Source organism: Polyangium fumosum, from assembly GCF_005144585.1.
GTDB lineage: Bacteria > Myxococcota_A > Polyangia > Polyangiales > Polyangiaceae > Polyangium > Polyangium fumosum.
Genome location: NZ_SSMQ01000027.1, coordinates 96,434 through 117,823, shown reverse-complemented (window position 1 = coordinate 117,823; position 21,390 = coordinate 96,434). Strand labels below are relative to the sequence as shown.

Annotated in this window: 14 protein-coding genes; 7 read left to right on the top strand and 7 right to left on the bottom strand. The window is 71.5% G+C overall.

Annotated features, from left to right (window positions below; all coding sequences use genetic code 11):
* The first annotated feature begins 154 nt into the window (after nt 1–154).
* Genes E8A74_RS24965 through E8A74_RS24955 form a run of 3 tightly spaced genes read left to right on the top strand, consistent with a single transcriptional unit; the run spans nt 155 to nt 4,440 of the window.
* The gene (locus E8A74_RS24965; protein ID WP_136931567.1) at nt 155–1,501 is read left to right on the top strand and encodes an AAA family ATPase; all 1,347 of its coding nucleotides are present in this window, start codon (nt 155–157) and stop codon (nt 1,499–1,501) included.
* On the top strand, nt 1,498–2,988 hold the full coding sequence (locus tag E8A74_RS24960) for a hypothetical protein (protein WP_136931566.1): 1,491 nt from the start codon (nt 1,498–1,500) through the stop codon (nt 2,986–2,988). Before E8A74_RS24965 ends, E8A74_RS24960 begins: the two co-directional genes overlap by 4 nt.
* A gap of 48 nt (nt 2,989–3,036) precedes the next feature.
* Entirely contained in the window at nt 3,037–4,440 is a 1,404-nt protein-coding gene (locus tag E8A74_RS24955) for a tetratricopeptide repeat protein (protein WP_136931565.1), read from the top strand.
* Between the two features lie 172 nt (nt 4,441–4,612).
* Here E8A74_RS24955 and E8A74_RS24950 read toward each other — a convergent pair whose 3' ends face one another.
* The 7 genes from E8A74_RS24950 to E8A74_RS24920 all read right to left on the bottom strand — a co-directional run bounded on the left by E8A74_RS24950 (nt 4,613) and on the right by E8A74_RS24920 (nt 11,507).
* Nucleotides 4,613–5,380, bottom strand: a complete 768-nt coding sequence (locus tag E8A74_RS24950; RefSeq protein WP_136931564.1) for a hypothetical protein — start codon at nt 5,378–5,380, stop codon at nt 4,613–4,615.
* Between the two features lie 297 nt (nt 5,381–5,677).
* Nucleotides 5,678–6,124, bottom strand: a complete 447-nt coding sequence (locus tag E8A74_RS24945; RefSeq protein WP_136931563.1) for a hypothetical protein — start codon at nt 6,122–6,124, stop codon at nt 5,678–5,680.
* A gap of 2 nt (nt 6,125–6,126) precedes the next feature.
* On the bottom strand, nt 6,127–7,611 hold the full coding sequence (locus E8A74_RS24940) for a cyclic nucleotide-binding domain-containing protein (protein ID WP_136931562.1): 1,485 nt from the start codon (nt 7,609–7,611) through the stop codon (nt 6,127–6,129).
* Nucleotides 7,601–8,845 carry an oxygenase MpaB family protein gene (locus E8A74_RS24935; protein ID WP_136931561.1) on the bottom strand — a complete coding sequence of 415 codons (1,245 nt, stop codon included), beginning with the start codon at nt 8,843–8,845 and terminating at the stop codon, nt 7,601–7,603. Before E8A74_RS24935 ends, E8A74_RS24940 begins: the two co-directional genes overlap by 11 nt.
* A 107-nt stretch (nt 8,846–8,952) precedes the next feature.
* Complete coding sequence (locus tag E8A74_RS52645; RefSeq protein ID WP_170229349.1) at nt 8,953–9,555, bottom strand: hypothetical protein; 603 nt, start codon at nt 9,553–9,555, stop codon at nt 8,953–8,955.
* An 89-nt stretch (nt 9,556–9,644) separates the two neighbouring features.
* Nucleotides 9,645–10,592, bottom strand: coding sequence for a response regulator (locus E8A74_RS24925; protein ID WP_136931560.1), 948 nt, complete (start codon nt 10,590–10,592; stop codon nt 9,645–9,647).
* 222 nt (nt 10,593–10,814) lie between these two features.
* Nucleotides 10,815–11,507, bottom strand: coding sequence for an SOS response-associated peptidase (locus E8A74_RS24920; RefSeq protein WP_170229348.1), 693 nt, complete (start codon nt 11,505–11,507; stop codon nt 10,815–10,817).
* A 189-nt stretch (nt 11,508–11,696) separates the two neighbouring features.
* Between E8A74_RS24920 and E8A74_RS24915 the strand changes: the two genes are divergently transcribed.
* The 4 genes from E8A74_RS24915 to E8A74_RS24900 are packed head-to-tail and all read left to right on the top strand — an operon-like array spanning nt 11,697 to nt 21,390.
* Nucleotides 11,697–12,161, top strand: a complete 465-nt coding sequence (locus tag E8A74_RS24915; RefSeq protein WP_170229347.1) for a YybH family protein — start codon at nt 11,697–11,699, stop codon at nt 12,159–12,161.
* A gap of 54 nt (nt 12,162–12,215) precedes the next feature.
* Complete coding sequence (locus E8A74_RS24910; RefSeq protein WP_136931557.1) at nt 12,216–15,386, top strand: hypothetical protein; 3,171 nt, start codon at nt 12,216–12,218, stop codon at nt 15,384–15,386.
* Complete coding sequence (locus tag E8A74_RS24905) at nt 15,383–18,346, top strand: hypothetical protein (RefSeq protein WP_136931556.1); 2,964 nt, start codon at nt 15,383–15,385, stop codon at nt 18,344–18,346. The genes E8A74_RS24910 and E8A74_RS24905 overlap by 4 nt, the downstream gene beginning before the upstream one ends.
* Nucleotides 18,343–21,390, top strand: a complete 3,048-nt coding sequence (locus tag E8A74_RS24900) for a hypothetical protein (RefSeq protein ID WP_136931555.1) — start codon at nt 18,343–18,345, stop codon at nt 21,388–21,390. Before E8A74_RS24905 ends, E8A74_RS24900 begins: the two co-directional genes overlap by 4 nt.

Sequence of the window (21,390 nt, the reverse complement as noted above, 5' to 3'; positions counted from 1 at the left end):
AGGTTTCCCCGGGGGGAAGCGTCGGGCGGGTGAAACGGAGGACGGGGGTGGGGGGTTTGCCAGGGTTCGGGGGTAGGGTGGCAGGCTGTTGCCCGGAGCACGTCTCCATGCGCCGCTGTTGGCAACGGCACGCCCACTCGTCTAGAACTGCACCATGCAGACCGCCCCGATCGCGCTGCGCGAGCTCCAGCACTTCGTCAAGCAGTGCGACCCGAATCAGCCGCTGGATCCCGGCGATTCGCGGTATGTGGATCTCGACGCGGGTGCGCCGGTGCGCGGGGCGAGCGGCGCGCGTTGCATCGATCATATCGAGCGCACCATCGTCTTCAACGAGCCCACGTCACCGGTATGCCTGCTCTTCACGGGCTTCCCCGGCTCCGGCAAGACCACCGAGCTTCGCCGCCTGCAGAAGCGCCTGGAGGAGAACAAGCAGACGCCGTTCCACGTGCTGATGGTCGATTTTCAGGACTATCGCACCGATCCGACGCCGCTCTCGATCCTGGAGACGCTGCGCGTCCTCGCCTACGAGCTCGATCGCGCGGCGACGCGGGCGGAGGGACGAGATCCCGACCAGGAGCCGGGCTATCTGAAGCGTTTTTATGATTTCTTGAAGACGACGCAGATCGATTTGAAGGGCCTCGGCTTCGCGCAGCTTGGTGCGACGCTCATGTTCGAGGCGAAGGGGAACCACAGCTTCCGCAAGCAGCTCGAGGACGCGCTGGCGACGCGATTTCAGGTCTTCGTGCAGGACGCGCGGGAGGCCATGGCAGAGGCCGTGGTCCGGCTGCGCCGGGCAACACACGCACAGCAGATCGTGGTCCTCGTCGACGGGCTGGAGAAGGTCACGCCGCTGCGGGAGGAGGACCGGGAGACGCTGGAAGCGAGCGCGGAGACGGTGTTCGTCGAGCACGCGGCGCGGCTGCGATTGCCTTGCCACGTCGTGTACACGTTCCCGCTCTGGCTCCGATTTCGGCACACCCAGCTCGACAGCTTTTACCATCGCCCCGCTCAGATCTTGCCGATGATCAAGGTCGCGGATCCCGACGGCGGCACGTATGCGCCCGGTTATGCCAAGCTGACGGAGCTCGTGGGCAGGCGCCTCGAGCTGAAGGTGGTCTTCGGCGAGGACCGCAAGGAGACGCTGGACAAGCTCATCGCCGCTTCTGGCGGCTATACGCGTGATCTCCTCCGGATGGTGCGGGAGGTGCTCTGGAGCGCGCCTGCATTCCCGGTCGATCCGGAGACGATAAGGCAGATCATCGACCGCACGGCGGAGGGGTATGTCATGGCGATCCGGGACAACCACGCCGATCTGCTCAGCGAAATCGCCCGAACGCATGAGTTGCCGCATGGCGACGACGGGCGCGTCGCCGTCTTCGGGCGGCTGCTCCAGCTCTATCTCGTTCTCGCTTACCGCAATGGCAAGCCCTGGTACGATTTACACCCGCTCGTGCGTGACGCGCCGATCGTGAAAGCGCGGCTCGCGGGGACGAAGGCTTGAGCAAGGAGAGCCCTGCCGCGCTGCCCTCGTGGGCGGAGCCGTACCTCGACGATTTCGAGGGGATCCTCCGCGTCGTGGAGCTCTCGGGAGGGTTCGTCCTCTTGCCGGTGGAGGTGCTGGGCCCGGACCTCGGGCGGGCGCTCGCGGATTGGCTCGGGGCGAAGGGTCATCCGGCGCTCGTGTTTGCACCTCGGGACGACGAGGAATGGAGGTATCTCTCGACCCGGCTGCTCGAAGCGAAGCCCGAAGAGGGCGGCGTGGCCTTCGTGATCGCAGGGACCGAATGGCCGAAGGAGGGGGTGTCGCTCGCTTTTCGCCTGGTGAACGAGCGGCGGGACGCGATTTCGAAGCGGCTCGGATGTCCCTTGGTATGGTGCGGGACGCGGGAGTTCTTGCTCTCGACGGCGGAGCGGGCGCCGGATTTCTGGTCGGTGCGGGCGGTGGAGCGGAGGCTCCGGCTGCGCGAGCAAGAAGAGAGGACGCGGGAGGAGAAGAAGGCCGGGCCGGCGTCGAAGGACGATCTGCTGGAGGAGGCGCGGCGGCAGGGGGATCGGAAGAGCATTACGATCCTGACCGTCCGGCAGGTGAATCAGGTGCTATCGGCGGGCGAGATCGAGGAGGCAGGGGCGCTACTCGCAAAGGCGCCGGAGAGAATTGGAGACACGGATCCCGAGAGTTGGGGCGAGATCGAGCTCTTGCGGGCGGAGGTCGCGCGGCGGCTGGGGCGGGTGAAGGAAGCCTATATCCTGCTCCATCGGATGATCGGGACGTCTGGAATATCAAAAGCGCTCGAATGTCGCGCCAACATGCTCCTAGGGCGGGTACGGGAAACGGGGGGCGATTTCGAGTCGATCGCGGCAGCCGAATATTATCGAGAGGCTCAGGAGCTGGCTCAGGAAGCGGGCGACCACGCGCTGGTGCGCCTCGCATCGTATCGTCACGCGGCCGCCTGTCGGGCCATCGACGTGCTGGACGAATGGCAGATAGAAGAGAGGATTGGGATCCACGACAGACCGCTTGAGGCTCTCATCATGGCGCTCGTGGCCGCGGCAAAGGCGACGACCTTCGATCTTGCCGGGGCCCGAAAGACGTTTGCGGAGGCAATCCGACTCGCAGAGCGCGCGAAGGACGAGCCCACGATCCTCTTCGGCGGTGAGGTCGAGGAGGCGCTGGAAAAGGCAAGAGCCGTCATCGCCCCGTTCGACGGCAAGAAGGAGGCGCCCTCCCCTCCCCCCGCCCCGCCGACGACGGGTCCTACGACGACCAAGAGCAGCCACAGGTGGCTCGCGGCCGCAGCTCTGGCCCTGGTCTTCTTTGCGACCTGGGCCCTGTGGAGGTCCTACGCCTCCGTCGACGAGGCCCAATTCTGCTTCACCGACGGAGCTCTGATCCACTGCACGCGTAGCCTCGGCTCCTGCGAAGCGTTCCGCAAACAGGTCGGCCCCTCCGCCGGGCCGTGTCAGCACGTGACCCCGACCTTCCCCTGAGCTTTTTTGCTCTTTCCCCGGCCGCCCCGACCGGTATCCTCCCTCGCCATGGCCGACCACGACACCCCCCCCGACGAGGCGACCGACCTCGAAGCCTGGCAACTCGACATGCAACTCCGCGCTGCCGTTGCCGAAGGCCGGCCCGAGCTCGCCGCTCCGCTCGCGGAACGACTCTTCGAGATTCGCGACCAGCACCTCGGCGCGTTTCACCCCGACACCCTCACCGCCGCCACCACGGCGCTCACGCATTATAGCAAGCTCGCCCAATGGGCCCCCGCCCTGGGCCTGCTCGAACGCCTCCTCGACGCCCGCATGCTTCGCAGCGCCGAGGACCCTGCCGCGCTCGATATGCCCCTCCAGGCGCTCTCCGACCTCGCCCGGCTGCTCCGCCATGCCGGCGAGCTCGACAAGGCCCACCGCGCCGCGACGAAGGCCCTCGCGATCAGGCGCAAGATCCTCGGGGAAGAGCACCTCGAGGTGGCCTCGTCCTTCGCGCTCCTCGCCGACATCGAGCTCGAGCGCGGCGACCTCGACGGCGCCGCGGACGCCGCGCTCACGGCGTTCAAGATCCGAGGCGAGCACCTCACCACGCACGCCGCGGACGTCTATGCGGACACGCTCCGGATCGGCGACGTCTTCGTCGCAATGAAGGACTACGAGGAGGCGCGCAAGAGCTATCGGCTCGCCGTCGACATCACGGACCGCGCGCTCGACGGTGACCCCCGGAAGATGGGGGAGGCGCTCCTGCGTTACGGGCGCGCCGCGCTCGCCGAGGAGAAGCCGGAGCACGCCGAACGGCCGCTCGAGGGTGCGCTCGAGATGCTCGAAAAAGCGTCCGGGCCGAAGGACCTGTCCCTCATCGTCGTGCTGGACGAGCTCGGCAAGGCGTACCTCGCGCTGGACGATTGCGACGCCGCCGAAGCGACGTTCGAGCGCATGCGTGACGTCTATGCAGCGCACTACCCCCCCGAGAGCACCCATTGCGTGGTCGCGACGGTCCATCTCGCGGAGGTCGCGACGAAACGCGGAGCGCATGCGCGCGCGGCGGCGCTCTACGAAGAGGCGCTTGCCATCGCGGAGAAGGAGTTCGGCAAGGAGAGCCTGCGCCTCCAGGTGGTGCTCGACCGAGCGGCGGAGGCCCGGCTCGCGGAGGGCAACCTCCCACGCGCGAAGGAGCTCTCGACGTGGCTCTTGCGGCTGCTCGAGCCTCACCTCGCCGGCCCCGACGATCCGGTGCTCCTGCCGACGGTGCGCAGGCTGGTCGATATCGCGCTTCGGGAGAAGGCGGCCGGCGCAGAGGGCATCGACGTCGCGGAGGTCGAGCGGCTGCTCGGGTGGACCCTTCGGCTGATGGAGGCGGCGACGGCCAAGCTCAACGCGGAGACGGAGGAGCTCAAGGCGAAGCGCGCGCGGATGCAGGAGGAGGCGGCGGGGGAGGGGTCGGGCGAATGAAGGCCCAGGGGCCAAAACGGCCGCCGTGAAGGCTTCGTGAAAACCCCCAGCCCCGTCCGCAGCCCCCGGGAAGGCGGGGGCTGTTTCCCCACGCACAGACCCGAGCCTCGTGGACGGGGCTCGCCCGTTGCCAGAGGCGTCCGCGGGCGCTGCGGAGGGCGCTGACGACGGTTCAGCCGGTCGTTTGGCTCGCGGAAGGCTCCGGCTTCTCGTCGGCCTGGGCCGCGGTCTGCCCCGGTCTCCGCGCGGAAGGCTTCACCTGGGCGGCGAGGTCTCGGTCCCCTGCGACGAGGAGCAGGTGGCTCAGGAGCCCGGCGACGCCGCCGAACATGCCGTCGTAGCCTTCCATCGATTGTCGCTTGGCGATCTGCGTGGTCTGCGCCTCGCGCACCTCGCGCGCCACGGCCTCGATGCGCGTCTCCAGTGCCTCGCGCAGCCCTGCAAGGGTCGCCTTCACGTCGGCGGCATTGAGGGTCGCGCCTTTGACGCGCGACGGCGGCAGGGAGATCTCGGCGAGGTTTTTCTCAACGGTCCGCGAGAATCGCGCCAGGACAACCGGGTCCCGGGGGGTTTCGCTCGGCATGGTCCGCGCCGCCACGGCCGCCCCATAAAGACCCGTCAATACCTCGCGCTGCGTGACGAGCTCGGCATAAAGCTCCTCGAATGCCTGGTCGCGCGCCTTGCGAGCAGGTTCGTCATCGCCGAGCTCGGCCTCGTGCGCTTCGTCGGCCATGACCATTTGCTCTTTCGTCGCGCGGAGGGCGCGGGAGAAGAGGCGCACGAGGACAGCGACGTCGGGCATGGTCTCGCCGGCGGCCTGGGCGAGATAGGGGGAAAGGAGCGTGGTGAGCGCGGTATGGACGCGGTCCGCGTGGACTTCGGCGGCCATGGCGACCGCGTCGGCGCTCTTTTGGCGATCCGTGACTTGCTTCGAAGGCATACCCTCCCGTTTGTCCTCTCTCCCCCGCGGCGGGGAAGGTAACGGAAGGGGTGGCGGGTGGGAAGGGGGACCAGGTAAAAAGTCTTGTCATGAAGCGCTTCGTGCGTGTGGTCGTTTTTTGCCCATCACGTGAGCGGTGCCGCGGAGCCACGCGAGGGAGAGAGCGTTGCTCTCTCCTGGTCGACGCTCGAAGAGCTGAGCGGGCTCGCTTCGCTTCCTGGGCTCCTCGACGAGGTCGCCCTGCACGCGCAAACCAAGGGGCTATCGACTCATCGGGGATGAAACGGGGCCACCACCCTACCCCCGCACGTCAATCCGCTCCGGCTCCAGCACCACCCCGAGGTACGCCAGCGCCTCGCTCGGATCCGTGAACACCCCCGTCGGCCGCTCGTCCGCGCGCACCTGCCGCGTCACCTGCAGGATCCCCACCGCCGTCTGCACCAGCGTCGCGATCTTCTGGAACTCCCGCAAGAAGTGCTTTCGCAGTCGCCCGAACTCCGCCTCGAAGTCAGGGTCGTTCCGCGGCGGCGCCGGGCGCGCGTCGATGAGCAACATCGTCCGCGGACGCGAGACGTATCCGATCGCCGTCTCCATTTCGACGAACGTGTCCCGCAAGGTCTCGATGCTGGGGTACGAGACGCTCGTGCGGGTCACGATCAGGAGCTTTCGGGTCACGTCGTGCCGCACGACCATGTACGGGTTGCGGTAGACCTCCTTGGGCCCGCCGCGGCTCGACGGGATCATGGTCACGGAGCCGACTCCCGCGTGCACGTGACCATGTGGAGCGAAGAGCCCTCGAGCGGCTGGACCTCGACCGCACGGCCAAAACGCGAGCGCGAGACGAGCGCGCGGATCGCCGGGGCGTCGCGCGGGACGACGGCCCATTCGAGCAGGTGCTCCATCATCGGCAAATCCGTGAGGTCCGGGCCAAGCGCCGTCCATACGGCCCTCCCCGAAGGCGCGAGGTGGCCCCAGATCCAGTCGAGCAGCGCCACCGCGTCGTCGTCCGAGAGGTAATCGAAGAAGCAGAGCGCGTAGACCATGTGCTGCGGTCCAAGGAAGATCTCCGAGCCCGAGCCGGAGAGGCTCAAGGGCTCCGCGCAAAGGAACGTCATCGACGAGGCGTGCCCCGCCTCCGAGGCCAGGTGGTTGCCCCGGCGAAGCGCGTCCGGATCCGGGTCGATGCACGTCGCCGCGAGGACGCCCTCGCCCGCCTCGTCCATCGCATCGAGCAGCTCGTCGCCGCCGCCGCTCCCGATGCTCGTCACGAGGAACGAGCCAGGGCCCGCGTGCTCGGTGGCGCGACGGACGATCTCGGCGACCATCGCCTTGCGGCTGTCGCGGCGTGCCCGGCAGACAGCGCGATCGAGGAACCACCGGTCGACGAGCGGGCCGATGAGGCCGTCGCCCTCGGCATCCGCGTCGGCGATCGCGCGGCGCGTCTCGTCGTCCTCGGCGACACCGCCGGGTTTGTCGTAGAGGCGCGCGATCGTCGCGCTCGACATGAGCAGCGCGAAGCAGATGCGGAAGACGAAGCTGCCGACGCCCTCGCGCAAGCGGCTGATGTCCCGGAACGTGAGGAGGTCGTCGACGCTGATCGCGAGCAGCGCCTTCTCCGTGGTGTGCTCTTCGAGCAAGGCGACCACACGATCACACGAAGACGCGACCACGCGCGCCGCCGCATCCGACGCCATCCGGCGCGCCGCGAGCGACTCCTCGACGCGCTGGACTTCACGCAAGACGCCCGTGAGGCCGTCGACCAGGCTCGAAGGGACGTGCCGCGCCGAGAGCTGGCCGTAACGCGCCTTGTGCGAGCGCTGGCCGCGGAGCTTCGTGAGGCTGCCGCTCAAGGCGCGCACGCGGCGGGACAAACTCACCGCGAGCGAGCGATAGAAGCGGGCCGCGAGGTCGGGGTGCGCGGAGAGGAGGGCCTCGAGGTCGGCGTTGTCGATGCGGTTCAGGACGGCGTCGCCCTCGGCGACGACAGTGGCGCTCGCGCTGCGCCGTTCGAGGAAGGAGATCTCGCCGAGGATCTGCCCCGGGCCGAAGTAGCCGACCGTGACGCCGCCGGCGCGGACCGAGATGAAGCCCTCTTGCACGAGGAAGATCGCCTCGGGGCTCTGGCCCTCCCGGACGATGGTCTCGCCGCGCACGACGTGACGCCTCTGGCTCGAACGGAGCAGGAGCTCGATGTCCTGATCCCCCAGGAAACTCAGCTTGTCACGGAGCATGCGTCGGACCTCCCTGATCCCCCACGGTCGCCTTGCGGAAATCGAACGCCGCCGGGATGCCGGCGAGGCCGTTCTCGATGACCCTCTCCCAAGCTTCGAGCCCAAACCGATAGAGCGCGTCGCGGCTCTCGGGCACCCGGCGCTGGAAGGAGTTCATCATCATGTTCATCCCCCGGAGCACCGGCGCGACGTGGCGCCACGAGGTGCGCGGATACGCGAGCGTGTTCGCCAGGTCCTCGCCGACGAGGTGCCGCGACAGACCGTAGAGCAGATCCACGAGCCGCTGCGCCACCGCCTTCTGCGCCGGGCTCTTCGCGAGCTCGAGCGGCGCCTCCATGAGCGCCTTCACGAGCGCGCGCGAGTCGTCGTCCGGCGGATCCATCACCGCATGGATCAGCCGGATGAGGCGCAGGCCCTCGGCCTCCGTGGCCGCGCAGATCGTCGAATCGACGCCGCTGAGCAGGCCGCCGTAACGCCAGAGCTGGACGATGTCGTCGCGCTCGGCCTGGGGGACCTCGTAGCCGAGCTTGGACAGGCCCTCGATGAGGACGGACGAGAAGAGCACGTTCGTCCCGGCCATGTACGCCTGGTTCACGGGGATGCCCCAGCGCTCGTAGGGCCAGGATTTGCGCTGAAGCAGGAGCCTGCGCACCTGGGCGTGCATGAGCCGGACGCGGATCGTGATCTTGAAGCCCTCGGCGCCACGACGGAGGCCCCCCGGGCGGCACGTCTCCACGAGGAAACGCGCCGTCTCGGTGAGCCTGCGGGAGGCGCGCTGGACGAGGCGACCCGAGGCCGTGAGGGGCTTGGAACCATCCGGCGAGGCATAGGAGAGCGGGAGCGAGTAACAGGCGAGGACGACCGCGCCGAGCGGGCCGGTGCGTAACACGGCGCGGCCGCCGCGGTCGAGTTTGTCCCAGTCGAGCCAGAGCGGGATCTCGTCGATCTGCCGGAAGAACTGCACGAACGCGCGCGGCGGGCGGCGGACGCTGGTGATGCCCTCGTCGAGCGCCTGCTGGAGCATGCGGTTCGCCTGCGCAGGGCGAAGCTCGTTCAACACGGCGACGAGCTCGTCCGCAGGCGGGTCGCCGCGCATGAGGAAAGGCCCGAACGAGTCGACGGCCTCGCCGAAGCGCTCACGCGCCGCCGTTCGATCGACGTACCACGTCGGCACACGCGGCACGGCCGCGCCTTCAGGGATGTCGGGATGCAGCCTGGGGCTGTCGGTGCTCATGGCCGCCTCTCCTCTCCGACTCCTATCATGCCGGACGGACGCCACGGAATGCCCAAAGGCAGGTCATTGCCTCTTGCCACCCCACCCCGCGCGCCGCCCACGGCGTATCAGCGGATCGAGCGGGGAGGCCGCACCGGGTCGTCGTGCGAGGACCCCGGCGAGGATCCGCTCGGCGACGCGGCGACCCCGGCGGAGGTCTGCGAGGCCGGCGGGGTCGCCGTGGACGCGGGCGCACCCATCGAGGCGGGGCTCGACGCCGAGGACGGCGACGTGTGCGGCGGCTTCATGCTCTGCCGTAAGGCGCGATGGTACGCGAGCGTGAACTCCTGCCGATCGGTGTAGACCGTGAGCATTCCACCGAGCGCGAGGTTCGCGATCGAGACGCCCATGCTGACGATCTTCGAGCGGACGAGGATGTGGCTGCCCACAATCTTGCCGCGGATCCAGAAGATCCAATCCGTCAGCTTGAGGCGCGCATCGGAGTCGTAGCCGCTGAGCTCCCACCAATCGTTGAAGATGATGGGTTTCGCGCCCTGGCTGATCAGCTTGTCGATAGGGTGCGTGATTTTACTCACCACCTCTTTTTCGAGGTAACCGCTGACCTGCTCGTAGACGACGTCGTCGGTGACCTTGATACGCAGCTCCCCCCTACTCCAGCGGACGTGGTCTTCCGCACTGGAATGAGTTCGCGGGGGGCCTGCCGGGGGCATGCGCCACTGATACCGGAATCCAAGGCGGAAGGCCAGCTTCGGCCAGCATTTCCGCGTAGAACCCTCGGTTTTGCGGGGAGGAAGGTCGACTACCGCGGGCTCGAGATGGGCGCGCTGTCCGGCATCGCTTCGATGATCCGGCGGCGGCTGGCGCGGAGGAGGCGGCCGACACCGGGCTCGATGTTGGGGATTGCCGTGCCGATGAGGCGCGCGCGCTCGGCGAGACGCACGAGGCCCTCCGGACCGATGCGCAGGCGCGCCTTCGGCTCGATCACGCAGAGCATGCCCCGCGTGCGGCCCGCCGCGTCGAGCACCGGCGCTGCCGCGAAACCCCGCACGAGCCCCTCCATCACCGATACGTCGCCCTGGAAGAACGGATGCGCGAACGCGTCCGACACGACGAGCGTCTCCCCTGCCCCGAGCACGTGCCGGCCGATTCCCCCGAGCACCGGCCACCTGCGCGCATCCATCCCCACGGCCGAGATCAGAGCGCGGCCCTCCCCCTGGGCCACCATCGCGAGCGCCACCGACGCGTGCAGCTCCTCCGCGGCCGACCGGACGAACCAGTCGAGGCGTGGATCTCGCGGCCCTTCCTGCATCGAGCGGACGGAATGGACCGGCGTCGAGCGCGCGGCCTCCGAGAGCGGCGCCGGCAGCTCTGCGCCCTTCAGCAAGGCCTCGGCGAGGCTCCGGAGCGTGTCCGGCGAGGCGTTCCGAGGCAGGATGGCGCTGATGCCGAGGTGCTCGCGCAGCGCGCCGGCGAAGGCGCGGAGCTCGGGGAAGGGCGAGGTGACGATGACCTTCGCGCTGCGACCGCTGATGCGCGCGCGCAGCCAGTCGAGCACCTCGAACCCGTCGACGACCGGGAGCGAGAGCGACGTGATGAGGAGCGCCGGGGTGCCGAAGCGGCGGAGCAGCCAGATGGCGCGCTCGCCGTCCTGCGCCACGAGCGGGACGAGGCCGAGGGCGTCGACGACGGCGACCTGGGCGGCAGAGAGGATTGGATCGGTTTCGGCGACGAGGGCGAATGCGGACATGAGGTACCTCCTCCGGGGGGCGGGGGGTTCAGGGGATTCGCCACCAACTTAAACAATTCTTATGCCACGGCATGGGTGCGGTCGGGAAGGGCCCGATTGAGCAGATGACGCGCGAAGGTGGCGCGTGTCGCGCAAAGATCGCGCGCCGGAGGTCCGTCCCGCGCGAGCCGCGCTGATGCCTGGACATCGCACTGATGTCCGCGCCCCTCGCACGTCGCGCGATCACGGCAAATCCTGCGCGAAAAGGGGGCGCACGTTCTCCGGTCCCTCGTTGCGCGGGTTGTTGACGCGCGTGGAGACGGGCGTCACGACGAGGTCGGCGCCCACGCGCGCGGCGACCATCGCCTGGAGAACATCGGCGCGTTGCTCCTCGGGATCGAGCCAGGGGCCGTAGGCGTCCGCGGCGAGGATGACGGGCATGCGATCGTGCACGTCGGCCACGGCGGCGCGGGCCTCGGCCGTCAGGATGGTGAAGGTGTCGAGCGCGCTGCCCTCGGCGTTCTTCCAGCGCGCCCAGAGGCCGGCGAAGGCGAAGGGCTTCTCGTCCGGCATGTGGATGCGGCAAGGCTGCTTCTTGGCGGTGCCGAGCTTTTTCCACTCGTAGAAGCCGTCCGTGACGACGAGGCAACGCTTCGACTTGAAGCTCGATCGGTACGCGGGCTTCTCGGCGGCGGTCTCGACGCGGGCGTTGATCATGCGATCGCCGATCGAGATGTCCTTCGCCCACGAAGGGACGAGGCCCCAGCGGGCGAGCTCGATCGTGCGCGGCGCGCCGGGCGCGAGGACACGCACGACGGGCATGTCCTGGGTGGGCGCGACATTGAAGCGCGGCGAGAGGAGCGGGACGTCGAGGACCCCGAAAAGGGGGCCGAGGAGGTTCGGCGCTACGTTCGTCAGGGTGTATCGGCCACACATGGGAACATCCGAAAAACCGAGAGGCGGCGCGTCGGGTGTACGCGGCGAACCCCCGCCCGCGAGGACAGGCGCGCCGCGGGGCGTTCGTACCACAGGAAGGGGCGCGCGTGGGAAGGAGGATGCGAGGCCCCCGCGCGGCGAGCGCGCGTGTTGACAAGGGAGCGAGCGGCGGCGACGATGCCGCGGCCGATGGCGATCCACGCGCTCTCCCGTGACGATTTGCTCGTCCTCGTCGACGGCTTCCTCGACGCGTTCAACCGGAACGACCTCGACGCCGTGATGCATCATTTCACGGAGGACGCGCTCTACGTGACGTACAACGGCAAAGAGCACCGCGGCAAGGGGAAGATCCGCGCGGCATTCGAGCCGCAGTTCCGCGGAGAATTCGGCAAGATCTCATTCCTCGCGGAGGACCGGCTGCTCGACGAGGAGGCCGGCAAAGCAATGGTGCGCTGGACCTGCCGGCACGAGCTCGAAGGCGGGCAGGCGGCGCTGCCCGGGCTCGCCGAGGTGAGGAACCTGGTGTTTCGCGGGGTGGTTGGGCGGGTCTTCGCCTGGCAGGGGCTCGACGTGCTGCATTTCGAGGGGGGCAAGGTGCGGGAGAAGCGAACGTATTCACAGGCGCACGTGCCGCTCGGGCGCGGGGCGAGGTAGCAAAAACCCCTAGGACACGGGCGCCGCTTTCGCTACCGTCGGCGCGCTTTCCCGATGCTGGGACGACTCGATCGAACGTCTCTCCTCGCCGCGGCCCTCGCGCTCGGGGCCTGCACGCGCCCGGCGCCCGAGCCGGTGCATGCGAAGAGCAGCCCAACGCCGGCGCCGTCCCTCGGGCTCGACAAGCCGCTCGTGGGCGGGGCGCGGCTGTTTCATACGGCGATCGACGACGCGTTCTGGGTCTCGCACGAGGCGGATCGGGATCGGTTGGTCTCGGCGGGCGTGCGGTTCGAGCTCGCGCCGGAGAGCGGCGAGGTGCTGGCGGCGGCGTGGGACGTCGATCTGGCGCTCAAGAGTGATCCGCTCGTCGGGTCGCTCGTGGTGGCGCCGCACCTCGGCGGCGGGTTCGTGCACTGGAGCCGGACGCGGGTGTTCCGGTCGGACACGTTCACGGGGCCGATGCGGCCGGTCGCGCTCGGCGGGGCGCTCGGGGTCGGGGCCGTGCGCGGGGCGCGGAGCGGGCTCGACGTGGTGCTCGTGTTCGGAGAGGCGGGCACGGCCGCGCTGCGGAAGGGGAGCGACGCGCTGGAAGCGCCGAGCGAGGCGGGGCTCGCGGACTTCGCGGCGCTGGATGCGAAGCGCGCGGCGCGCGTGGACTTCCTCGGCCGGCTCGCCTCGACGGGGGACGGGGGCGCGACGTGGACCGACGCGGCCTCCGTCGCGGGCCTCGGGAGCAAGACGTTCCTGGTGCAGCCGGGCGCGCTCGCCGTGGACACGTGGCAAGGGCGGCTGCCGCTCGGCGCGGACGGGCGGTTCGGGCCGATGGACGGGGCGCAACACGGATCGAGCCACGGGCGCGGGTTCGAGCCGATCCTGCCCGGGTCGAGGGCGGACGATCGGAACGCGTGGTGGATCTGGCGGGATTCGCCGCCGATCCAGGCCGCGGTGCTCGGCGGGGCGAGGGTCGCGGCGGGGCGGGCGCTGGCGATGAGCCCGTCGGCCATGGCGGAGGTGGATCTCGCTCGGGCCTCGATCCTCCGCGCCGTGACGGACTTTCCGCAGCCGGGGCTCCTGTGCTCGGCGGTGGCGGGGCCCGAGGCGCCGTTCGTCGTGTGCGGCTGGGAGATGTACCAGGACACGACGTCGTACGTGATGCGCCTGCAAGACGGGGCGCTCCCGCCCGTGGTCGAGCGGGCCTTCAGCGAAGACGGCTACTTCGTGACCGACGACGCGGGCGCGATCGCGTTCGTGGGGCCGTGCAAGTACACGCCGCGGCTGCTCGATCCGAACGATCCGTCGCGCATGGACTTCGGCAGCGAGGTCCGGCCGGCGACGCGGATCTGCGTGCGGCGCGGGCCGGACGAATGGGTCGAGCACGCGATCGAGCTGCCGCCCGGGCAAGAGGTGTACGGCTGGGCGCCGCGGCGGGACGGGACGGCGGTGGCGCTCGTCGTCGATCCCCACACGGAGGGTTTGCCCGAGGCGAAACACGACACGTCGCGCGTGGTCGTGCAGGGCGGGGTGCGGATCGTGCGGGTGCCGGCCGAGGTCTCCGGCATGTTGTTCTCGCGCCCATCGTGGAGCCCGTACGGCATGTACGCGGGCAGCTTGCGCGGGCCGATCGGGCCGCTCGTGGAGCGGCGGTTCCAGGCGCGCGAGGACGGCTCGATCGAGGGCTGGGTGGCGGCGCCGAACGCGGGCGAGGTGAGCGGCATCTTCGCCGGGGTCGTCGTGGATCCGCAGGGGCGGGTGACGACGTTCCCGCTGCCGTCGCGGGTCCTCGGCATGAGCGTGACGGGCGACTTCGGCGTGGCGCTCACGCGGGACGGCGATCTGTACGAGACGATCGATCATGGCCGGAGCTTCCAAGCGGCGGGGCGGTCGCCGCTGCCGCCCGCGTCCTTCGGCGGGTTTTGCTCGGCGCTCGGGTGCGTGCTCGGCCCGGTGACGCGCCTCGGCTGGGGATCGACCGGCGCGGCGCCCGTGGTGCACCCGGCCGAGCCCTCCGAGGAGCCGGCGTCGAAGCCGCCCATGCGCCTCGTCTGCACGCCGAACGGCAAGCCGGAGATCATGCCGGACGCGGCGCTCGTGCCGGACAAGGGACGGCTGTCATGGCAAACGGGGCTCGGCGACATCGTCACGCTCGTGCGCGAGGTGGAGAACCTGCCCGGGGAGGAGGCGGGGCACGCGGGGTTGCCGCCCGAGCTCGTGCAGATGCTGCCGCCGGAGGTGCTCGCGCAGCTCCCGAAGGACGCGCTCCAGGCCATGCTGAAGAACATGCCGCAGGCCGACGCGGCCCCGCCGGCGCCGGGGAAGACCCCGCCGCGGAAGCCGAGGGCGGCGACGCTGCGCACGCATTCGCTCCTGATGCGGGCGCCGTTCGAGCCGGGTGCGTCGCCGCTGCGGATCGACGCGACAGGCGCGGACCTGGAAAACGTGCGGCGCATGGTGGTGACGCCGCTGCTGACGCCGAAAGGGGAGGTCGGGCTCCTGTTCGTGACGGACAAGCACGAGCTCGTGGTGACGCCCGAGCGGGTGGCGACGCTGCCGCTCTTCGAGCCCCGGCGCTACTCGGTGGCCGACACCGCGCCGGGCGGCGGGCTCCTGCTCGGGCCGGAGCGCGCGCTCGTGCTGGGCGAGATCCGTCGGCGCATGACGCTCGAGGAGCACGCGCAGGCGCCGCTGCGCCCGCCGGTCTTCGTGGGCCAGGAGCGCGACGCGGGCGGGCGCAGGCCGCTGACGCTGGCCCGGCGGGACGACGGGGCGATCGGGATCTTGCTGTGGGACGGGAGCCCGCCGCGCGTGGTCGCCGTCGCGGAGCTCGATCCGGCGACGTCGAGCCCGCGGCCGCGGACGCCGCTCGCGCCGTGGACGACCGCGACGCCGGCCGATGATCCACGCTGCAAGAAGGCCACAGGCTTTCGTGCGCTCGTCCCCATGGAGCCCTCGGCGTGGCTCGGGTTCGACAGCCGCGCGCTGCCGGGCGTGACCTTGCGCGGCTCGGGCGCGGCGCTCGTGCGCTGGACGGAGGAGCGGGTCTGCGTGGAGGCGATCGACGTCGGGGCCGAGCGCCGGCCCGACGACGTCACGCGCAGCGAGGGGAGCCTGATCGTGCGCTGGGAAGCTTCGGGCTCGAAGCGCCGCGGCGCCGTGCTCCAGGCGGGCGGGCTGCGGCAAGAACTCACCTGCAAGCTCGAACCGACGCCGCAGGAGCAAGCCCGATGAAGCGCGCCGCCCTCACGTCGGCCTGCGCGCTCCTCGTGGCCGCGGCGAGCTGCACGGGAGCGCGCCCCGCGCCGAACACGCCTCCGTCCGCGGAAGCCGCGCGCGGGGCGAAGGAGGACGGCAAGGCGTCGCCGCGGGCGCCTGCCCTCGGTCCACCGCGCTGGGTCGTGACGGGCGCGGCCGCGTGGATCGAGCGGACCGAGGCCGGGATCGATCGATCCCTCACGGGCGGCCGCCGCGTCGAGGCGCGCGGCGCCGACGTGATCGCGCGGGCCAAGGACACGGTCGATTTCGAGGGGGCGGCGGCGGCCCCGCCGTGGAGCGCCGCGCCGGCCGCGCCCGCGCGGTACGTGCTCTGGAGAGAGCGCGAGGTGTTCGGCGCGGCCACGTGGCTCGGCGAGGCCCGGCCCCTCGGGAAGCTGCCGGCGACCGTGCAAAACACGTTCGACTGGATCGACGGCGTCGGGCTCGTGACGGCGGCCGGCGTGTTCGTGGTGTCGCCCGCGGGAGGCCCGCCACGGAAGCTCGACCTGCCCGGCTTTGCCACGGGGCTCGCGGCCGACGCGCGCCGCGCGCTCGTGCTGACCGTGTTCGGCCACGCGCGCCTCACGACGGACGGCGGCGCGACCTACCGCGACGTGTCGGCGGAGCTCCCGGAGGCGACGGAGCTCGAGGTCCGCGGCGACGATCTGCACGTCCTGCTCCGGGGCGAGGAGAGCCGGCTCGTCGACGCGCGCGGCGCCCTCGTATCGGACCGCGCGCCGCAGGGCCCGAGGCGCCACGAGCCGCCGCCCGAGCTCGATGATTTCTGGCCCGAGGACGCCGCCCAGTCGCCCCTCGAAGCGGCGGCCGCGTATGGCATGCGCTGGTTCGAAGGGGACGCCCTCACCGTCACCGAGGACGCCGTCGCGCGCGTCGACCTGCGCACGGGCCGGGCGACCGCGCTCCTCGCGCTCGAGACGCCCGAGGACACGTGCGCGCCGCTCCGCGTGAAGGACGGCGCGCTGCTCGTCTGCGAGTCGCGCAACCGCGCCGCCGTGCTCGATCTGGCCAGCGGCGGGCGCATCGAGCGCACGTTCGACCTGCCGGACGCGCCGGCCTGGGATCGCTTCGTCGTCGCGGACGGCGAGGCGCTCGGCTTCGTCGGCCCGTGCGAGGGGCCCGCGCCGGGCTCGCCTGCCGACGTCGTCGCCTCGGCCTCGCCGACGAACGCCTCGAACCAACGGAGCCCGGTCTTCTGCGTGCGCAAGGGCCCGGGCGCGTGGGTCGAACACCGGCTCGCGCCCGCCGACGCGAGCGACGTCGTCGCCTGGATCCCGCGCGCCGAGGGCGCCGCCGTGGCCCTCGTGGCCCTCCCCGTCACGTTCGTCCACAACACGCCCCGCGTCACCGTGCGCGGCGCCCTCCGCGTCGTGCGCGTGGGCCGCAACGAGCCGCCGCTCGACATCACCACGTACAGCTCCGAGACGAACACGCTGCTCACGCGGGCGCTCCACGTCACGCCTGACGGCACCCTCGAGGGCTGGCTCCCCTCGGCGCACGGCCCATCGAACCTCGCGGCCGTGACCATCGACGCCGAGGGTCGCCCGCGGCAACACGCCCTGCCGGCGCAGACCGTCAGCCTCACGACCTCGGGCCGCTTCGGCCTCGCCCGCACCGAGACCGAGCGCCTCTTCGAGACCACGGACTACGGCCGTAGCTTCCGCCTCGTCGAGCCCCCGCCGAGCGGCGGATCGGCCGAGCCCATGTCGTGCAGCGAGATCGGCTGCCAGGTCGGCACGTTCGTGCGGATCGGCTGGAACGACGGCTCCACGCCGGCGCCCGAGGACACGGCCCCGCCCAAGCCGAACCCCGAGTACCAGCGCCCGATCCCCGAGCCGCCGCTCGTGCGCCTCGCCTGCCGGTACGCCGGCCCGGGCGAGGGCAAGCGCATCCCCGACTCGTTTGGCCTCGGCCACACGCAGACGCCGATCGCCCGCCTGACGCCGGGCCGCATCGGCTTCACGGGCGGGATGTTCATCCCCTGGAGCGGCCCGCAGCCCGGAGGCGCGACGGGCGACGCCGAGGTCGCCTACGTGCCCTTGCTCGACCTCGCAGCGCCCATCGTTCGCGCCACGATCCCGCTCTCGCGCCTCGGCCCCACCCCGTTCCATCCATACGAGATCCGGCTCGGCTACGTGCTCGACGGCACGAAGGTGCGCGCGGTGGCCACCGCGGGCATGGGCCGCTGTGCCGCCTCTCTCGTCGACGACGCCGGCCTGACCTTGCCGATCGGCGGGTGCATCGAGGATCCCGCGGTGGGCGTCGTGCACGGGAGCCGCGCCCTGCTCGTGAGCGGGACCGGCGACCGTCAGGCCGTCTCCACCGTGGAGCTGCCCCGCTCCGCGCCGACCCCGGGCCGCGCCGTCCTCCCCGGCGCGCGGCGCGAGCTCGGCTTGCTCCATCCGCCCGATGCCGCGAGCCGCTTCGACCTCGCCGCCGGCCTGCGCGGAAAGGACCCGGTCGTCGTCGCCGTCGACGCGGGCGGCGACGCCGTGCTCGCGCCGCTCGACCCGGATCGGGGCACGCTCGGCCCGGAGAAACGCCTCGTGTCCCTCGAAGGCCTCACCGCCGCCTCGGATCCTCGTTGCGCGCCGCAGCCCGACGACGCCCGCGTGGTCCTGCCCTTCGACACGGAGATCGGCCTCGCCCAGGGCATGCTCCACGGCATCGTCGCGAGTGGATCGGCGGGGTTCGCCGTCCTGCGCTGGTCGCCGGCCCGTGTTTGCCTCGAAGCCGTGGAGATCGCGGTCCGCGACGAGCGCCACGAGGTCGAGCTCGGCGCCTACGACCCGCCGGGCACCGTCCGCAAGCTCATCGCCCGCTTCGACGGCAAGGGCCCCGGCAAGGGCACGCTCGTGGTCCTCGGCTTCGGCACCGAGGTCCGCCAGCCGCTCACCTGCGAAGGCATCGTCCGATGAAAAAACGAGCCTTCCCCGCGGCCGCGTCCGTCGCCCTCGCCGCCTTCGCCGCCTGCTCCACGCCGCCCGCGCGCCCGAGCGCCTCCGCCCCGCCGCCCGCGCCGCTCCGCGCAACACCCGCCGCCACGCCCGAGCCCCTCCTCGGCCCGGCCCGGTACGTCCTCGCCGAGGGCGTCGGCGTCTCCTTCGACGAGGCTGGCCGCGCCTCCGCCTTGCCCCGCCCCGAGCCCGCCATCGCCTCCGGCAACCGCTTCCTCCTCGACGGCGGCCTCGTCCTCGCCGAGGCGCGTGGCCCCGAGACGCTGTACGGCTTCCGCTCCCTGCCCGCGCGCCTCGGCGGCGGCTACGTCTTCTGGTCGGACACGCGCACCTACCACGCCGACACCTTCCTCGGCGAGCTCCGCCCCCTCGCGCAGATCGCGGCCGAAGGCGGCGCGCGCCCCTGGCTCGACACCCTCGTCCTGCGCACCGACCTCGGCCTGCTCGAGCTCGACCCCCGCGCTCCGACCCCCACCGTCCGCCGCACCGACCTCGCGCGCTTCGCCGAGGCCTTTTCCCTCGACGGCAAGCACGGCGTCCGCCTCGACGCCTTTGGCCGCGCCGAGATCACCACCGACGGCGGCAAGACCTTCCGCGACCTCACCGCCGAGCGGGGCGTCCGCGTCTTCAACGTGGGGGAGGGCGCGTCGGGCAGGCTCCTCCTCTACCCAAACCGGGGGGGCTACCCCCCTACGCTCGCCCTCGACCCCGCCGCCGGCCTCGTCCCCTTCGTTGTTGCCCCGCAGAACGACCTCGGCGTCGGCATGACGCCCTACGCCGTCGACGACCCGCTCCCCACGAGCCGCCAGCTCGCCCCCTCCGAACTCGCGGGCGCCGTCTTCGCCGGGGCGCGCCTCCCGGGGGGCCGCGCCCTCGTCACGCGTGAACAGTCCGTCCGTGTCCTCGCCCTCGCCACGGGCCAGGTCCTCGACGATGCCTACTCCCTCGGCGTCGCCGAGCCCTACGCGCACTGCCAGCCCCTCACCCGCGGCGCCGATGTCCTGCTCGCGTGCACCCATCCGCATGGCGCCCATGTCCTCGCCCTCCGGGACGACCCCTCCGCGCCGCGCCTCGAAGCCACCTTCCCCGAGCCGTCCACCTTCATCGCCGGCCTCGGCGCGCGCTTCGCGTTCACGGGTCGATGCGGCGCGCTCGTCCCCACCGTCGCCGATTTCCGGGGCGCTCCGCCCGTCAGCGAGCCGCCCGTGCGGCTCTTCGGGCCCAGCGAGTCCACGACCGCGCCCCCCGAAGACCCGCCCGAGCCGCTCGACCCCACCCCCACCGACGACGCCTACGTCTGCGTCCGCGCCGCCGACGGCGCCTGGACCGAGCGACGCCTCACGGGCGAAGACGCGACCCACCTGTACCGGTTCCTCCCCGGCGACGACGGCACAGCCACCGCCCTCGTCCTCCGCGGCAAGGACACGAAACCCGCCTCGACCCCCGCGCCCGAGGGCATCCGCATCCTCCGCGTCGACCCCGACGACCCCGCCCTCGACGGCGCCCGCTTCCCGGCGGTCCTCACGCCCATGGAAGAGCCTCCCTACCGCTCGATCGACCGCGATTTCTGGCTCGACGAGAAAGACGGCTCCGTCCACGGCTGGATCGTCCTCCCGCCCGAAGGCGAGTCCGCCGAGGATGCCTTCGATCACGAGCCCCTCCCCCAGGGCCGCTCCGAGCGCATGCTCCCCGTCGCCTCGCGCCTCGGCGGCCGCTTCGCCGGCGTCCACATCCAGCCCGACGGCCGCGTGGAGGTCCATCCCCTCCCGCCCGGCGTCGTCGAGCTCCTCCGCGGCGGCCCCTTCGCCCTCGCCCGCGCCGACGCCGACGGCCTCGCCACCTACCACGAGACCACCGACGGCGGCCGCACCTTCCGCCCTGTCGCCCCGCCTCCCGTCGGCGAGCTCAGCGCCCCCTACGACGCCAACGTCGTCCAGGGCTGCTCCGAGCTCGGCTGCGCCCTCGGCGACGGCGTCGTCCGCCTCGGCTGGGGAGGCCCCGCGCCCGCGGCCCCGCCGCCCCCGCCGCCCGACCTCGCCCCCGCCCCCGCGCCGCCCGTCAAGCGCCTCGGCTCGCTCCCCCTCCGTTGCAGGCTCGCCGGCCCCCCCTCCCCGGTCGACGATTCCAAGAATGGCTATTACCTCCTCAATCCCTATTCGCTGAAGCACGACATTGGTTATGCCATCGGCCGGGTACGTGGAGGCATCTTGACGGCGGACGTGGGGCTCCCTTTCGATCCGAGCCCTCCGCGCACGCTCACCATCAAGGCCCCTGCCTTTGGCCTCCCTCCGCAGCGCAGCGACCTCGTCCCTGTCCTGCTCGGGGAAGGCGCCTCGCCCGTGGGCCTCTTCCTCAGCGCCAATCACCTTCGCTTCGACCTCGGCCTCCCGGGCGGCCTGGCAAGCCGCGCCGCCCTCCCCTTCGAGCACAACGGCGACCTCATCGTCGCCGCCGACCTCGGCCGCGGCGATCTCCTCACCCTTGAGCCCGACGGCGAGCTCGCCCTGCTCCGCGGCAGCCTGCGCCGCCCCTTCGCCCAGGTCGCCCGCATCCCCGACGTCCAGCGCCACCGCCTCGGCCTTGCGCGCCGCCGCGGCGATCCCGCCGCCGCTCGCCTTGCCGTGAGCGCCGTCTCCGGCACCTCCGGCGACATCCTCCTCGCCGACCTCGACCTCGCCCGCGCCGCCCTCGGCCCCGTGCGCGCCGCTGGCAGCCTCACGAACCTCGACCCTTCCCCGGCGTGCCGCCCCGACCCCGACGCCTACCGCCTCCTCGCCGAGGTCCTCGTCGACGTCCAGTTCGACCCGCCGCATCCCGCGTATGACGCCCCGAGCCTCGGGGCCACGGCCCTCGTCGCCGTCTCGGCCGGCCGCACCTGCCTGGAGGGGCTCGAGGTCCGGTCGTCCCCGAACAACACGACCCTCGTGGTCCGATTTCCGTCCCCCGGCGCATCCCTCGTGCGGGAGGCGGGCCGCAGCGACGCGGCCATTTGTTCGAGCCCGTGA

What these genes read in the sequence shown, in the direction of transcription:
- E8A74_RS24965 (WP_136931567.1), top strand. Translation starts at nt 155, where the DNA reads ATGCAGACCGCCCCGATCGCGCTGCGCGAGCTCCAGCACTTCGTCAAG.
- E8A74_RS24955 (WP_136931565.1), top strand. Translation starts at nt 3,037, where the DNA reads ATGGCCGACCACGACACCCCCCCCGACGAGGCGACCGACCTCGAAGCC.
- E8A74_RS24950 (WP_136931564.1), bottom strand. Translation starts at nt 5,380, where the DNA reads ATGCCTTCGAAGCAAGTCACGGATCGCCAAAAGAGCGCCGACGCGGTC.
- E8A74_RS24945 (WP_136931563.1), bottom strand. Translation starts at nt 6,124, where the DNA reads ATGATCCCGTCGAGCCGCGGCGGGCCCAAGGAGGTCTACCGCAACCCG.
- E8A74_RS24940 (WP_136931562.1), bottom strand. Translation starts at nt 7,611, where the DNA reads ATGCTCCGTGACAAGCTGAGTTTCCTGGGGGATCAGGACATCGAGCTC.
- E8A74_RS24935 (WP_136931561.1), bottom strand. Translation starts at nt 8,845, where the DNA reads ATGAGCACCGACAGCCCCAGGCTGCATCCCGACATCCCTGAAGGCGCG.
- E8A74_RS52645 (WP_170229349.1), bottom strand. Translation starts at nt 9,555, where the DNA reads ATGCCCCCGGCAGGCCCCCCGCGAACTCATTCCAGTGCGGAAGACCAC.
- E8A74_RS24925 (WP_136931560.1), bottom strand. Translation starts at nt 10,592, where the DNA reads ATGTCCGCATTCGCCCTCGTCGCCGAAACCGATCCAATCCTCTCTGCC.
- E8A74_RS24920 (WP_170229348.1), bottom strand. Translation starts at nt 11,507, where the DNA reads ATGTGTGGCCGATACACCCTGACGAACGTAGCGCCGAACCTCCTCGGC.
- E8A74_RS24915 (WP_170229347.1), top strand. Translation starts at nt 11,697, where the DNA reads ATGGCGATCCACGCGCTCTCCCGTGACGATTTGCTCGTCCTCGTCGAC.
- E8A74_RS24910 (WP_136931557.1), top strand. Translation starts at nt 12,216, where the DNA reads ATGCTGGGACGACTCGATCGAACGTCTCTCCTCGCCGCGGCCCTCGCG.
- E8A74_RS24905 (WP_136931556.1), top strand. Translation starts at nt 15,383, where the DNA reads ATGAAGCGCGCCGCCCTCACGTCGGCCTGCGCGCTCCTCGTGGCCGCG.
- E8A74_RS24900 (WP_136931555.1), top strand. Translation starts at nt 18,343, where the DNA reads ATGAAAAAACGAGCCTTCCCCGCGGCCGCGTCCGTCGCCCTCGCCGCC.